General features: G+C 58.5%; 10 protein-coding genes and 1 pseudogene. 8 read left to right on the forward strand and 3 right to left on the reverse strand.

All coding sequences use genetic code 11. The annotated features are described in order from the left end of the window. Window positions 1-586 precede the first annotated feature (586 nt). Entirely contained in the window at window positions 587-3,451 is a 2,865-nt protein-coding gene (locus CKW22_RS27435; protein ID WP_143500821.1) for a hypothetical protein, read from the forward strand. A gap of 158 nt (window positions 3,452-3,609) precedes the next feature. Here the strand turns inward: CKW22_RS27435 and CKW22_RS26745 are convergent, their stop codons facing one another. After that, window positions 3,610-4,149, reverse strand: coding sequence for an Rrf2 family transcriptional regulator (locus CKW22_RS26745; protein ID WP_095065591.1), 540 nt, complete (start codon window positions 4,147-4,149; stop codon window positions 3,610-3,612). Between the two features lie 105 nt (window positions 4,150-4,254). Next, entirely contained in the window at window positions 4,255-5,634 is a 1,380-nt protein-coding gene (locus CKW22_RS26750; protein ID WP_033697334.1) for an NAD(P)-binding domain-containing protein, read from the reverse strand. A gap of 345 nt (window positions 5,635-5,979) precedes the next feature. Between CKW22_RS26750 and CKW22_RS26755 the strand changes: the two are divergent. Both CKW22_RS26755 and CKW22_RS26760 read left to right on the forward strand, forming a co-directional pair. After that, window positions 5,980-6,225 (forward strand): annotated as a pseudogene (locus tag CKW22_RS26755) (NAD(P)/FAD-dependent oxidoreductase); the annotation flags it as partial. 228 nt (window positions 6,226-6,453) lie between these two features. Continuing rightward, on the forward strand, window positions 6,454-8,079 hold the full coding sequence (locus CKW22_RS26760) for a methyl-accepting chemotaxis protein (protein ID WP_033697330.1): 1,626 nt from the start codon (window positions 6,454-6,456) through the stop codon (window positions 8,077-8,079). A 137-nt stretch (window positions 8,080-8,216) separates the two neighbouring features. On the opposite strand, the gene CKW22_RS26765 is transcribed toward CKW22_RS26760, so the two are convergent. After that, the gene (locus CKW22_RS26765) at window positions 8,217-9,620 is read right to left on the reverse strand and encodes a cytosine permease (RefSeq protein WP_095065593.1); all 1,404 of its coding nucleotides are present in this window, start codon (window positions 9,618-9,620) and stop codon (window positions 8,217-8,219) included. A 316-nt stretch (window positions 9,621-9,936) separates the two neighbouring features. On the opposite strand from CKW22_RS26765, the gene CKW22_RS26770 reads away from it, so the two are divergent. From CKW22_RS26770 to CKW22_RS26790, 5 genes are all read left to right on the forward strand, one after another. Continuing rightward, window positions 9,937-10,422, forward strand: coding sequence for a flavin reductase family protein (locus tag CKW22_RS26770; RefSeq protein WP_033697327.1), 486 nt, complete (start codon window positions 9,937-9,939; stop codon window positions 10,420-10,422). A 66-nt stretch (window positions 10,423-10,488) separates the two neighbouring features. Next, window positions 10,489-11,529: an LLM class flavin-dependent oxidoreductase gene (locus CKW22_RS26775; RefSeq protein WP_043203125.1), complete on the forward strand. Its 1,041-nt coding sequence runs from the start codon at window positions 10,489-10,491 to the stop codon at window positions 11,527-11,529. Between the two features lie 230 nt (window positions 11,530-11,759). Then, window positions 11,760-12,356: an amino acid synthesis family protein gene (locus tag CKW22_RS26780; RefSeq protein WP_033697324.1), complete on the forward strand. Its 597-nt coding sequence runs from the start codon at window positions 11,760-11,762 to the stop codon at window positions 12,354-12,356. Between the two features lie 68 nt (window positions 12,357-12,424). Next, window positions 12,425-13,258, forward strand: a complete 834-nt coding sequence (locus tag CKW22_RS26785; protein ID WP_033697323.1) for an alpha/beta fold hydrolase — start codon at window positions 12,425-12,427, stop codon at window positions 13,256-13,258. Further along, the gene (locus tag CKW22_RS26790) at window positions 13,255-14,736 is read left to right on the forward strand and encodes an aldehyde dehydrogenase (protein ID WP_047583887.1); all 1,482 of its coding nucleotides are present in this window, start codon (window positions 13,255-13,257) and stop codon (window positions 14,734-14,736) included. The genes CKW22_RS26785 and CKW22_RS26790 overlap by 4 nt, the downstream gene beginning before the upstream one ends. Window positions 14,737-14,748 lie beyond the last annotated feature (12 nt).

Here is a 14,748-nt window from a genome sequence, read left to right on the forward strand (position 1 = left end):
CGCGGCAGCAAAGCCTGAGTTCGCGGCTTCTTTGACACCATTTGATATCGGGTACAGGAGCGCTTCGCACTCCATCGCGGGACAAGTCGGATCGCCGCACCGCCGCTCCCACAAAACTTTTCGTACAGAGCCTAATACAGAACTCGGCAGTATGGGCGCACGCCTCTATTGGTTTGAGGTGTGTCTGGACAGCCGTGGCCGCAAGCTAGAGCGTTGCTGAGGCTTCACAAGCCAAAATACCCGAGGGACAACGAGTGGTTTACTGAGAGTTGAATTGCCCCTATGACCTGACATTTTTACCAGTTTCAATAGGATTAGTGTGCCTGCATAATCAAGCCTGAAGACCTCAGAAAAACTCCCCGCTGGAAGATAGAACAACGTCCATCAACACGGGCGCCGGTCGCCCGGTCAAAAGCAGGACAAACGTACCAAACGCAAAGCGGTATTAACGGAAGATCGTCATACATGAGCAATGGCTTACGCAGTATAAGCCATCGCCGATGGCCCACCTGCATAATTCCGGCGCAGCCCCGTTATGGATACGGCCGTCAGCTACCAGGATAAATGCATAAACTGAGGATACCCCATGGAACTTTATCAGCAGTTTGGCCCTTCCCATAGTGGGAATGAAAGCCTTAACGTGAGCGATTTCGCAAAAGATAGTCATGTGAGGCTATGGATAAAAGCTGAAAACACTATCAACCCTGTCTTGGAACAGGGCACCATCAAAGAGATCAACTGGAAGACAGGAAAAATAAAAATATTTAACGACACCAACAAAAAAACCATATCAATAGACCTGAAAAAAACGCACAGCTTTAATGAAAAGCCATTTCATTTTGATGACTTCGTAAAAAACGATTTGGAAGGACTATTTATAGCCTCTGCACCATCCATCTTAAGTACGCACATCTTTCTACCCAATGAACCAATGGCAAAAATCTCAGTCCTAAATGTTGGCATATCGCCTGACAAAAATCTCATCGTGACTGGAAATAAAAAGTTTATCGACAAATTCAACACACTCTGCGACACCCTCAACGACCTCAAAGTTATAGTTGACACGACATCAACGACGGACGACGCGTTGCACACGCTCATATGCGAGCATGCACAGCTTGACCCTGAAACAGAAATGATTTTACAAAGCGTCATCATGCATTCGGATGACTTACCGCTAGAAAGCCACGATGAGGCCGCAGAACTGAATGAGGGCACCATCGAACAGCAAGAAGTCGACATCATCGACGAGGAGGCTGAGGATACTGAGGAGGAAATAAGCGCCGGCGAGACACTTCCATATGGATGCAGCAAGCCATACGCGCTTGACATTCATATTTATCACCCATTGAAAAACAGCGAAATAAACAGACGACACATAACCCTTAAAGGAAACGCCCCAGCAAATACACGTATTTGGCTATGCCATAACGGCTGGAAGGAAAAAAAGATACATTTCTTTGCTTTAACCACCTCGGACAGCGAGGGTAAGTGGAAAGCATCCTTAACTGTGAAAAATGGTGATCACAAAATCGCCGCGAAATACAACAAGGGCAAATCCAATGTCTGCACATGGGGCCACGACTTCAAAGTCGTTAGCTTATGGCTCAAATATTATCCAAAACAAGATAGCGAAGCAGGTTTCCGTATTGCCGAATATCGATACAGCGCTTTCGAGCCGCCTAAAAACGATGAAGGTGTTTGGGTTGAGGTCAGAGGACATATCCCATTGCACCTGAGAAACAATCTTTACTATCACCCATTAGCAGACAGCCTGACAACTTCACGTCTAAATGGCACTTTGACAGTCAGCCGATACAAGCGACAAGCAAATCCTGAGATACCCCTTCACGCTGTCTATACAGAAGCTGATTTTCAAAAAATCAACGATAAAATAACCACCGTTTCTGAAATGGATTTTATTGGCACCTTATACAGTTCATTCAATTGGGCGAAAGCCGCTTATGTTGCCGCCGAAGCTTTAAAAAACCCTGTGGGCGTATTTGCAACGCTCATTACCCTGCCTTTCACCTCCAACCGTGAAAGTGTTGCCATCGCCTATAATATCGGCACCTCCATCGGCTTTATCTTACAAATCCTGCTTATGCGAGCACCTGTAGTGGGCCCGGTAGTTGCAGGATTAGCCATGGCTGGCACTGTGATTCAGGAAGTTATCAAAGTAACTGAACAAGGTACCATCACACACGACAACCTTCTTGACATTAGCAATATCATGAAGGACTTTATAGATCTGCACAACCTTGCAACACCTAAATATGGAAATCTAATTGATGAAAAAAAATTAATAGAAAATACAACCATCGACAGCAGGGGATCTCGCGACTTCATCATAACACCCAAACCATTAACTCCACTGTACGGTAATTTTTCACATGAAGCCAAAATTGTTGCAGACGATTTGGAGCTCAGAGGCATTACCTATCAAGGCGGCGGTTATTACAGAAACTTGACCACCAACAAAGACTATATCTATGTCGATGGCAGATGGGTAAGGATTAATGGTTTCAGGAAAAATGGCTCACCCGTCCCGGCAGATAAAAACGGCACATCCGTGACCAACTTGCCGACCGACATTGTAAAAGACAGTAATGGAAACTGGACCGTACTTAAATTAAGGGGAGGCGTAGGCGAACGGACCATTCCTCTTTATCAAGACATCCGTTCTGGGTACAACCCCGAGCCACAGTTATCCTACGACCCTAATTATGTGGGTCAAGGCGCCATCCGACTTAAACTCCCTATAACTTTTGAAGAGGCCGATAATAGTGCCTTGCCGATCGCTATCGGTGCTGATGCAAGACTCCCGTCAGATCCGAGGTGGATGGGCAATGACCGAGAGCCAGGTATTTTATTGTTTGAAACGCGACGTTTTATGGTTGATTCCCCAAGGAACAATACGTTACACGATTTTATTAATGTCACACCCACGAGCACTGAACGAGCCAGTGACAACAACAAACTCATTTCAGCGTACTGGGTGCCTCAGAACAGGCATTATGATATTCCGATTCACCCCACGGGCACGGAGCCAACCACTCTATTCACAGATAATTTCAGCGGCTGCAGTTTTGTTGTGGACCAGATAAATGACACGCACTATCGTGTTTATCACGTCTTCAGTAAAAAAGAAAACGAACAGTACAATTTACTGGAAGAACACGGGAAAGGGCAGGTCGCGTACATACCACATACAGAATACAGCTTCTTGCACCGGCCAACAGCTGATAGCTTGCATCCCTCGCAGGACGCATGTGGCTTTATATCCATGCGATATAAAAAATACCCAAACGAAGCCCAAGGCAATTGGGTTATTACTGTCAGAAGTCAAAGCTTGCCCGTGCAAATTACGGCATCAGGTTATCATGGACAATTTAACGGCGCTCCGCCACGGCTTAATATGCATACTCCGATAACCGTCAGACCCATTTAGCCATAATGAGACGTATGACCAGCAATGATGCACACAGCGTTTTTTTGCGCCACACAGCAGCGCAAGAGCCTGTGTAACTTTCGCCACATTGGCGGCGGTGCCCTGGACGTGATAAGCCATCACCGGCCTCGACACCGGCGCCAATGTGGGAATCAAAATCAAAGCTGATCCACCGCAATATCCCCAGCCCCTTTACTCTCTCGCCGCTCGGCCATCCAGGCATCGACCTGCTGCCCGAACTCGGCCGGTGCCTTGCGCCCGAAGCGCGTTGCCAATGCCAGAACAGTCTGCTGCGCCAACGCCTCTTCCATGCGCTTCTGCGCCCCCAGCATTACGGCATGAATCGCACAGGTGCCTTCCGTCGCCCAAGCGGGCGGCGAGCCCTCGAACAGCGTGCAGCGTTCGCGAATCTCGCGGCAATCGAAAATCTTTTTCGGCCCGTCGATGGCGTTGACGATATCCAGCACGTTGATTTCAGCCGCCGGTCGCGCCAGGCGAAAACCACCGCGCACGCCTTCGGTGGCGGCCACCAACCCGGCACGTGCCAGCTTGGTGAAAACCTTGGCCAGGTATTCCTGCGGCACGCCCTGCAACTCGGCCAGGTCGCGCACGCTGGAATCACGGCTCTCACCGCCCTCGCCTACCAGAAACAGCAGGCAATGGATGCCGTATTCGACGCCAGCACTGTAAAGCGACATATCAATCTCCGACCAACCATGTCGCAAATGATACGCGGGGAGCGTCGGTGCGGCAAAACACTTCCCCGCTTGCACGCATCCTGATCGTGCTGGCCGTTCCGGCAGCTACCCGCGCAGCACCTTCACCTCGCCTTGCTTGCCATCCGTTTCGCGCAGGTACTCCTGCAGCGAGTCGTCCATCGCCTGCATCCAGCGGGTGTGGTGTGGTACCGCTTTGGTGCCGGTAATCACCGAGCGATACGATTTGTCGCGGTAGCCCATGATGTCGTGCTTCTTGTCGGTCTTCCATTGCAGGAAGATGCGGTTGACCGCATCGATGTCGAAGCGCGGGTAATCCGTCTGCTCGATCAGGTGCTTGATGTATCGGCCCTGGAACTCATACATCGAAGCTGTGGTTACCAGCTGCTCCTCATCCTCGCGCCAGCGCGCGCTGTCGGCCTGCATGGCCGCCTTGGCCGGCAGCTTGATGCGCCCCAGCATGTAGTCGCGCGCAAACCATGCCTGGGCGTCGAACAGGTTGAAGCTGTACCAGAGGTCCTGCATGCCCAGGTACAGCAACTGCGGGTTTTGCTCCCACACCACGCCTTGGTACAGTCCGGCTGGCCACAGGCGGTTGTTGGTCTTGAGGGTGAGTTCATCGGGCAGGAACGGGAAGTGATGTTGGTAGCCCGTGCACAGGATGATCGCATCCACACGCTTGTTCGAGCCATCGGCGAAGAACGCCAGGTCGTTCTCGACGCGGACCAACTGCGGGCGCTCTTCCCAGCCCTTGGGCCATTTGTAGCCCATCGGCTGGGTGCGGTAGGCCGTGGTGATCGAGCGCGCGCCGTACTTGTAGCACTGCGAGCCGATGTCTTCGGCCGAGTAGCTGCTGCCGACAATGAGCAGGTCCTGGCCGTTGAATTCCATCGCTTCGCGAAAGTCGTGGGCGTGCAGGATACGCCCGGTGAACCGCTCGAAGCCTTCAAACTCCGGCACGTGTGGGGTAGAGAAGTGCCCGCTGGCCACCACCACGTAATCGAACACCTGCTCGATGCCAAGCCCCGCGCTGTAGTCGTGGGCGCTCACGGTGAACTCGCGGGTGTTTTCATCGAAGCTGACGTTTTTGACTGCGGTATTGAAGCGGATGTAGTCGCGCACCCCGGCCTTCTTCACGCGGCCTTGGATGTAGTCCCACAGCACCTCGCGCGGCGGGTACGAGGAAATCGGCCGGCCAAAATGCTCATCGAAGCTGTAGTCGGCGAACTCCAGGCATTCCTTGGGGCCGTTGGACCACAGGTAGCGGTACATGCTGCCGTGCACCGGCTCGCCATGCTGGTCGAGGCCGGTGCGCCAGGTGTAGTTCCACATACCGCCCCAGTCGGCCTGCTTTTCGAAGCATACGATTTCGGGCATGGGTGCGCCCTGGGCATGGGCGGATTGGAAGGCACGCAGTTGCGCAAGGCCGGACGGGCCGGCACCGATGATTGCGACACGAAGAGTCATAGTGATTCCTGAACAGTTGAACGCTGAAAAAATGCAAAGGCTCCCCAACCCCGAACGGCAAAAGGCCGGGGGTGGTGGAATTCAGGCGCTACGGTGCAGGTGGAGGGACGGGGCGTTTGCGCATCTGGGTCAGCAGAAGCTTGACCGGCGGGATCGACAACACGTGGAACAGGCTCGAAAGCGGAGAAGGCGTCATTGAGGTCGGCCCGTATCCATCTGCGCAGGGCGCGAAATGGGGGCCTGAGGGGCGGAAGATACGTGTGATCTCGTGCATGGGGGCTGAAATGGCCTCTTTTCTTTATGGTTTCCTTTTTATCTATAACGGATGGGGGTGGGGATATCAAGGACAATGCGGCAGCCGACCTGCTCGGCGTCGAACCTGTTATCTACCGGCAGCCCAAATATGTCACCTGCCTCGACCTGGGCGACTGGGGCGCGGCCTACAGCGAGGGCTGGGAACGGGAGCTGAAGCTGCACGGCCAGGAGGGCAAGGCGCTGAAACGCCGGATCAACTCGGTATGGATCTACCCGCCAGCCGCTGACCGCGCGCAGGCACTGGCCGCTGCCGACCCGTTGATCCCGATCGTATGACGTCTGATTGCGGGCAAAACCGTCAGTAAACGACGGATTTGCCCGCACACGTCGTTACATTGAATGACTGGTCAATAATGATGGCACTGTGACATCATTTAAATAAAAACGTAAGAGGGTGAGGCACACACACTAAATCCGCAGCGCATCGAGAGCTGGCACCCCCCTGGTGAGCCGGCCTTCCGTCCATGCTCTTGACGCCTGCACGCCACCGTCAAGGAGCATTCCATGCAATTACGGAATATGAAGATCGGCATTCGCGCAGCCAGCGTATTCGCCCTGTTGGGCGTATTGGTACTGGCCATGGGCATGATAGCCCTCTATGAAACCCGGCAAATGGATGAGGCCACGGATGAAATCCGTGTCACCTGGATGCCGGCCGTGGTAGCCCTCAGTGAAATCAGCAGCAACCTCGGCCGAGCGCGTGCCATCACCCTGCGCGCAGCGCTGGAAGAAACCGACCTGGAGCGTGCGCGCAGTCTGGACATGCTCAAAAGCATCAATGCGCAACTCAAGGACGGCCTGAAGGATTATGACAACACCATCGTCGCCACCGATGACCGCGCCCTGTTCAACCGCTTCAATACCGCCCACGAGCAATACGTCAGTCTTCAGGCGCAGGTCATCAGCGACATCGCTGCCGGGCGCCTCGACCAGGCCAAACTGCAGATCAACGGCCCGCTTTCCGAGCATGCCGACAACATGATGAAAGCCATGGCCGCGCTGATCGCCTACAACGGCAAGGGCGCCGAAGAGGCTTCGCAACGCAGCAGCGACGTCGCTGACCAGGCGTTGACCGCCATCATCGGTTCATTGCTGGTCATCATGCTGGTACTGGCCGCCATCGCCACACTGCTCACCCGCAGCATCGTGGTGCCCCTGGCCGATGCCGTGGCCGTGGCCGAGCGCGTGGCCACCGGCGACCTGACCCAGAACATCCATGTCACCGGCCGCGACGAGCCTGCCCTGCTGCTGCGCGCCTTGGGCCGCATGCAAGAGAGCCTGCGCGACACCTTGCGCAAGATCGCCGCCTCGTCCGACCAACTGGCCTCGGCCTCAGAAGAGCTGCATACCGTCACCGAAGACACCAGCCGCGGCCTGCATCAGCAGAGCGCCGAAATTGACCAGGCAGCCACCGCAGTCAACCAGATGACCGCCGCCGTGGAAGAAGTGGCCAACAATGCAGTGAGTACCGCTGACGCCTCCAAAGGCGCCGACCGCACCACCCGTGACGGCCGCGACCAGGTCAACCAGGCGCTGGCGTCGATCCAGCACCTGGTCGACGACGTGACCGGCACCTCGGCCGAAATCGAACAGCTGGCCAGCAACGCCAACGAGATCAGCCGGGTGCTCGATGTGATCGGCGCAATCGCCGGGCAAACCAACCTGCTGGCGCTCAATGCCGCCATCGAAGCCGCCCGCGCGGGTGAGGCCGGCCGCGGCTTTGCGGTGGTGGCGGATGAAGTACGCGCCCTCGCCCACCGTACCCAACAGTCGACGGCAGAGATCGAGCAGATGATCGTGGGCATCCAGACCGGCACCGAGCGTGCGGTGACGGCCATGCACAGCAGCCAAGGGCGCGCTGCGGGTACCCTGGAAGTGGCGCAGGGTGCGGGCCAGGCGCTGGAGGTGATTGCCGAGGCCATCGCCTCGATCAACCAGCGCAACCTGGTAATCGCCAGCGCCTCTGAAGAACAGGCACAGGTGGCGCGCGAGGTGGACCGTAACCTGGTGAACATTCGTGACCTGGCGATGCAGACATCGGCGGGGGCAAACCAGACCAGTGCAGCGGCGCAGGACTTGTCGCAGTTGGCAGTGGACCTGAATGGCATGGTGGCGCAGTTCAAAGTCTGATCAGGAATAACCGGGCTGCTTTGCAGCCCATTCGCGGGACAAGCCCACTCCCACAGGTTGATTCAGTTTTTTGAGTGATCCTGTGGGAGCGGGCTTGCCCCGCGAATGGGCCGCAAGGCGGCCACCCGTTGCAACTGTCAGTCATTGACCCTGATAACCCGCGCACTATTGACCGCCTGCCCTCGCGTGGCCAGGCAGTAATACAGCGGCACCGTCACCAGCAAGCCGATCAACCAGGACAAATCAGCCCCTTCGACAAGGTTCGAATACGGCCCCACATACAGCGCGGTATTGGCAAACGGCAGCTGCACCGCAATCCCGCAAGCATAGGCAATGATCGCGTGGTGGTTGAAGCGGCCATAGATGCCGCCGTCGGCACTGAAGATAGACGCGATGTCGTACTGGCCCTTCTTGATCAGGTAGAAGTCGATCAGGTTGATCGAGGCCCACGGCACCAGCACCAGCAACAGCGCCAGAATCAGGCCGATGAACTGGCCGATGAAGTCCGCCGATGCATTCAGCGCCACCAGGCCACAGCCCAGCAGAATTACCGAGGCCAGGGCCACCCGCACCTTGATGCTCGGCGTCCACTTGGCGAAGAAGGTCTGGATGGCCGTGACGATCGACAGCACCGCGCCATACAGGTTGAGCGCGTTGTGGCTGATGATGTTGAGCAGGAACAGCACCATCAGGATCGGCCCCAGCCAGCCGGTGGCTTGCTTGACCGCGTCCATCGCGTCGGTGCCTTCTGGCACGCACAGCACCGCCACTGCACCAAAGCTGAAGCACAGGATGGTGCCCAGGGTGGCGCCGAAGTAGGTCGCCCAGAACGGCTTGGCAATGCCGACTTCCTTCGGCAGGTAGCGCGAGTAGTCCGAGGTGTACGGCGAGAAGCTGATCTGCCAGATCGTGCCCAGCGACACGGTGGCGATGAAGCCGGACAGGTTGAACGCCCCACGGCTGAAGAAATCAGCCGGCAGCTCCTGGGCGAACATCATGATGAAACCGGCCAGCAGCGCCGAGCCCATGACCCAGGTACCGATGCGGTTGAGGATATGGATGAAGCGGTAGCCGATCACGCCGATGGCCGTCGCGCTGAGGGCGCCGATGACGATGGCACCGGGCATCGGCACGCTCGGGGCGATGCCGTGGATGGTCTTGCCCGCCAGCACGATATTGGAAATGAAGAAGCCGACGTAGATCAGCGCCGTGAAGAACACGATCAGCAACGCACCATAACGGCCAAACTGCCCGCGGCTCTGGACCATCTGCGGAATGCCCAACTGCGGTCCCTGCGCAGAAGCCAGCGCGATGACCACGCCCCCGGCAAGATGGCCAAGCACGATGGCGACCAGGCCCCACAACAGGTTCAGGTGGAACACCTGGATCACCATGGCGCCGGTGACGATGGGCAGTGGCGCAATGTTGGTGCTGAACCAGAGGGTGAACAGGTCGCGCGCCTTCCCATGGCGCTCGGCAGGTGGAACGTAATCGACCGTGTGATTCTCGACAAACTGGTGTTGCGATGACGGTTGGGACATGGTTTTCAGCTCGAAAGGTCGTTTTTATCGTTGTAAGGAAACCGCGTCTAGGCGGCCTCTCAGCTGCGGACCATATTATGGTATTCCAAACTTTTGACAACACTGATTCGGTCTAAAAATCTTTAACTGATCCGGTTCAGCAGCCGCGCTCAGGGCGTCTCGCTTTCGCCAAACCCCCTATTCACGCGGCTTTGCGCCATTCATCGCGAATTTTGAGCGCTAGAAAATTCCGCTTGCAAATCGAGTATTACGGTATACCATCAGACACATCAACGATAAAAAGCGGCCCACCGCTACCCCTTTCGAGGAACACGCCATGATCGACGCAACCGTCTATAAGAACGTCCTGGGCTCCTTCCCCTCAGGCGTCACCGTCATCACCACCCTGGACGACGACGGCTCGATCGTCGGCCTCACCGCCAGCGCCTTCTCTTCGTTATCGATGGACCCGCCGCTGGTGCTGTTCTGCCCCAACTACAGCTCCGACTCCTACCCTGTGCTGATCAAGCAAAAGCGCTTCGCCATTCACCTGCTGTCCGGTGAACAGCAAGCCGAAGCCTATGCCTTCGCGAAAAAGGGCAAGGACAAGGCCACCGGCATCGAGTGGACCCTCAGCGCCCTGGGCAACCCGTTGCTGGCCAATGCCACCGCCATTATCGAATGCGAACTGTGGCGTGAATACGAAGGTGGCGACCACGCCATCATGGTCGGCAAAGTGCACAACCTCATTGTCCCCGAGCAAGCCCCGCAGCCGATGATCTACTGCCGCGGCAAGATGGCCAGCCTGCCCGCCTTCGCCTGAAGCACCTAGCCTTATTACTGACGCCTGGTGCGCCAGGCGAGACTTTCAAGCTCCGAGGAAAGCCCCATGAAATTTTCGTTGTTCGTACACATGGAACGTTGGGATGAACAGGTCAGCCATCGCCAGCTGTTCGAAGACCTGACCGAACTGACCCTGATGGCCGAGCACGGCGGTTTCAGCACCGTGTGGATCGGCGAACACCACGCCATGGAATACACCATCTCGCCAAGCCCGATGCCGCTGCTGGCCTACCTCGCTGCGCGCACCGAGAAGATTCGCCTGGGCGCTGGCACCATCATCGCGCCGTTCTGGAACCCGATCCGCGTAGCTGGCGAATGCGCCCTGCTCGACGTGATCAGCAACGGCCGCATGGAAGTGGGCCTGGCCCGTGGCGCCTACCAGTTCGAGTTCGATCGCATGGCCAATGGCATGCCCGCCACCGACGGCGGCAAAGCCCTGCGCGAGATGGTACCGGTGGTGCGCAAGCTGTGGGAAGGCGACTACGCCCACGACGGCGAGGTGTACAAGTTCCCAACCTCCACCAGCGTACCGAAGCCTTTCAACGCCGAACCGCCGATGTGGATCGCCGCCCGTGACCCGGACTCGCACAACTTCGCCGTGGCCAACGGCTGCAACGTCATGGTCACCCCGTTGATGAAGGGTGATGAAGAAGTGCTGGACCTGCGCAACAAGTTCCAAGCGGCCCTGGACAACAACCCGGATGTGCCACGCCCGCAACTGATGGTGCTGCGCCACACCCACGTGCACAGCCCGTCCGAGCCTGAAGGCTGGAAGGTCGGCGCCCAGGCCATTTCGCGCTTCTATCGCACCTTCGATGCCTGGTTCGGCAACAAGACCGTACCGGTCAATGGCTTCCTTGCGCCAAGCCCGGAGTCGAAGTTTGCCGAAGTGCCGGCGTTCCAGCTGGAGAACATCCGCAAGAACACCATGATCGGTACCCCCGAGGAGATCATCGCGCGCATCAAGTACTACCAGGAACTGGGCGTCGACGAGTTCAGTTTCTGGTGCGACAACAGCCTGCCCCACGCCGAGAAGAAGAAGTCGCTCGAGCTGTTCATCAACGAAGTGGTGCCGGCATTCGCCTGAATTCCCTTTGCCTGAAGTAGTTGCGGGATCAGCCCGCTCCCGGGGGTCCTCGTGGCCCTCGCGAGCGGGCATTTTTTTGAGTTTTAGGCCGGTACAGATGCCGCGCAAATCAAGGGATCAAGACGCCTTTCGTCCCCCGGCAAGAGATTTTTCCAGCCCCCTCTTGCGCAACAAATATTATGGTATACCATCAGACAACAAGAGCTGATAACCCTCACCAGGAGCCACCCATGAGTTTCGAAATCCGCAAGATCGTCACCTACTCCGAAGAGACCCGCATCGAAGGCGGCAAGGCCACCGACAAACCGGTGACCATGGTCGGCCTGGCCGTGGTGATCAAAAACCCATGGGCCGGTCGCGGTTTTGTTGAAGATCTGAAGCCGGAAATCCGCGCCAATTGCTCCGAGCTGGGTGCGCTGATGGTCGAGCGCCTGATTGCCGCCATCGGCGGTGCCGACAAGATCGAAGCCTACGGTAAAGCCGCAGTGGTCGGCGCCGACGGCGAAATCGAGCACGCCTCTGCCGTGATCCACACCCTGCGCTTTGGCAACCACTACCGCGAAGCGGTGCAGGCCAAGAGCTACCTGAGCTTCACCAACAAGCGCGGCGGCCCAGGCACCTCGATCCAGATCCCGATGATGCAGAAGGACGACGAAGGCCTGCGTTCGCACTACATCACCCTGGAAATGCAGATCGAAGACGCCCCACGTGCCGACGAAATCGTCGTGGTCCTGGGCGCCGCCGACGGTGGCCGTCTGCACCCGCGCATCGGTAACCGCTACATCGACCTGGAAGAACTGGCTGCCGAAAAAGCCAACGCTCAATAACAACAACCAAGACGGGCCGGGGCGTGGCGTGCTTACCCGCCGCGCCCGACCTTCAAGGAGCGCCCTCCATGATTCAGCCTGTCGCTGAACGTACACCGGCCGGGACCAGTTACCTGGTTCAAGGCCAGGGCCAGGCTGTGGTACTGATCCACGGCGTGGGCCTTAACAAAGAAATGTGGGGTGGTCAGTTCGTTGGCCTGGCCAACGACTACCGCGTCATCGCCTATGACATGCTCGGCCACGGCCAGAGCGCGCTGCCAGCCGCCGACACCAGCCTGGAAGGCTACGCCGCCCAACTCGCCGAGCTGCTCGACCACCTGCAGATTGCCCAGGCAACCGTCATCGGCTTCTCCATGGGCGGCCTGGTAGCCCGCGCCTTCGCCCTCGCCTACCCGCAACGGCTGGCGGCGCTGGTGGTGCTCAACAGTGTGTTCAACCGCACCCCCGAGCAAAGTGCCGGGGTAATCGCCCGCGCCGCCCAGGCTGCAGAACTGGGCCCCGACGCCAACGTCGACGCCGCCCTCGACCGCTGGTTCAGCCGCGAATACAAGGCCGCTAACCCGGCCCAGGTCGCCGCCATTCGCCAGGTACTGGCGAGCAACGACCCGCAGGGCTACCACACCACCTATTCGCTGTTCGCCACCCAGGACATGTACCGCGCCAGCGACCTGGGCAGTATCCAGGTGCCGACACTGATCGCCACCGGCGAACTCGACTCGGGCTCCACCCCGGCCATGACCCGCCAGCTTGCCGCCAGCATTCCGGGCGCGCACAGCGTGGTCCTCGCCGAGCAACGGCATATGATGCCGGTGGAAGCACCGCGTGAAGTCAACAAGATGCTGTTGGACTTCCTCAAGCAAGCCCGCACCCTCACCGAATCCGCCAAGGGGATTGTTGCATGACCCTCGTACGTTTCCAGATGTGCATCGACGGCCAATGGCTCGATGCCCAGAGCGGCAAGACCTTCGACAGCCTCAACCCGGCCACCGCCCAGGCCTGGGCGCAACTGCCCGACGCCGACGAAGCCGATGTGGAGCTGGCCGTGCAGGCCGCCCAGCGCGCGTTCGACAGCAAAGCCTGGCGCAGCATCACCGCCACCGCGCGCGGCAAGCTGCTGCGCCGCCTGGGTGACCTGATCGCCGAGAACAAGGAGCACCTGGCCCAGCTGGAAAGCCGTGACAACGGCAAGCTGATCCGCGAAACCCGCGGCCAGGTCGGCTACCTGCCAGAGTTCTTCCACTACACCGCAGGCCTTGCCGACAAGCTCGAAGGCGGCACCTTGCCGCTGGACAAGCCGGACCTGTTCGCCTACACCGTGCACGAGCCGATCGGCGTGGTCGCCGGGATCATCCCGTGGAACAGCCCGCTGTACCTGACCGCAATCAAGCTGGCCCCGGCCCTGGCCGCCGGCAACACCATCGTGCTCAAGCCGTCCGAACATGCCTCGGCGACCATCCTCGAACTGGCCCGCCTGGCCCATGAGGCCGGCTTCCCGCCGGGCGTGGTCAACGTGGTCACCGGCTACGGCCCAAGCACCGGCGCGGCGCTGACCCGTCACCCGTTGGTGCGCAAGATCGCCTTCACCGGCGGCGCCGCCACCGCCCGCCACGTGGTGCGCAGCAGCGCCGAGAACTTCGCCAAGCTGTCGCTGGAGCTGGGCGGCAAGTCGCCGAACATCATCTTTGCCGACGCCGACCTGGACAGCGCCATCAACGGCGCCGTGGCCGGCATCTATGCCGCCTCCGGGCAAAGCTGCGTGGCCGGTTCGCGCCTGCTGGTGCAGGACGAGATCTTCGACGAATTCGTCGCCCGCCTGGTCGAGCGTGCCAAGCGCATCCGCATCGGCAACCCGCAGGACGAGGCCAGTGAAATGGGCCCGATGGCCACCGCCCAGCAACTGGCCGTGGTCGAAGGCCTGGTCGCCGCAGCCAAGGCTGAAGGCGCCAAGCTGCACCTGGGCGGCAAGCGTGCCGAGGTCGAGGGTGACGGCTGGTTCTACGAGCCGACCCTGTTCGAGTGCGACAGCAACGCCATGACCATCATGCAGGAAGAGGTGTTCGGCCCGGTGGCTGCGGTCATCCGCTTCAAGACCGAGGAAGAAGCCCTGGAAATCGCCAACGACTCGCAGTTCGGCCTCGCCGCCGGCATCTGGACCCGCGACCTGGGCCGCGCCCACCGCCTGGCCCGCGACGTGCGCTCGGGCATCATCTGGGTCAACACCTACCGCGCGGTATCGGCCATGGCGCCGATCGGCGGCTTCAAGAACAGCGGCTACGGCCGTGAAAGCGGCATCGATTCGGTGCTGGCCTATACCGAGCTGAAGACCGTGTGGATCAACCTGTCCACCGCGCCCATGCCCGACCCGTTTGTGATGCGTTGAGAGGTAGCACGA

Origin of the sequence: Pseudomonas sp. Irchel s3f19, from assembly GCF_900187555.1 — a bacterium.
Taxonomy (GTDB): Bacteria; Pseudomonadota; Gammaproteobacteria; order Pseudomonadales; family Pseudomonadaceae; genus Aquipseudomonas; species Aquipseudomonas capeferrum.

What these genes read in the sequence shown, in the direction of transcription:
- CKW22_RS27435 (WP_143500821.1), top strand. Translation starts at nt 587, where the DNA reads ATGGAACTTTATCAGCAGTTTGGCCCTTCCCATAGTGGGAATGAAAGC.
- CKW22_RS26745 (WP_095065591.1), bottom strand. Translation starts at nt 4,149, where the DNA reads ATGTCGCTTTACAGTGCTGGCGTCGAATACGGCATCCATTGCCTGCTG.
- CKW22_RS26750 (WP_033697334.1), bottom strand. Translation starts at nt 5,634, where the DNA reads ATGACTCTTCGTGTCGCAATCATCGGTGCCGGCCCGTCCGGCCTTGCG.
- CKW22_RS26760 (WP_033697330.1), top strand. Translation starts at nt 6,454, where the DNA reads ATGCAATTACGGAATATGAAGATCGGCATTCGCGCAGCCAGCGTATTC.
- CKW22_RS26765 (WP_095065593.1), bottom strand. Translation starts at nt 9,620, where the DNA reads ATGTCCCAACCGTCATCGCAACACCAGTTTGTCGAGAATCACACGGTC.
- CKW22_RS26770 (WP_033697327.1), top strand. Translation starts at nt 9,937, where the DNA reads ATGATCGACGCAACCGTCTATAAGAACGTCCTGGGCTCCTTCCCCTCA.
- CKW22_RS26775 (WP_043203125.1), top strand. Translation starts at nt 10,489, where the DNA reads ATGAAATTTTCGTTGTTCGTACACATGGAACGTTGGGATGAACAGGTC.
- CKW22_RS26780 (WP_033697324.1), top strand. Translation starts at nt 11,760, where the DNA reads ATGAGTTTCGAAATCCGCAAGATCGTCACCTACTCCGAAGAGACCCGC.
- CKW22_RS26785 (WP_033697323.1), top strand. Translation starts at nt 12,425, where the DNA reads ATGATTCAGCCTGTCGCTGAACGTACACCGGCCGGGACCAGTTACCTG.
- CKW22_RS26790 (WP_047583887.1), top strand. Translation starts at nt 13,255, where the DNA reads ATGACCCTCGTACGTTTCCAGATGTGCATCGACGGCCAATGGCTCGAT.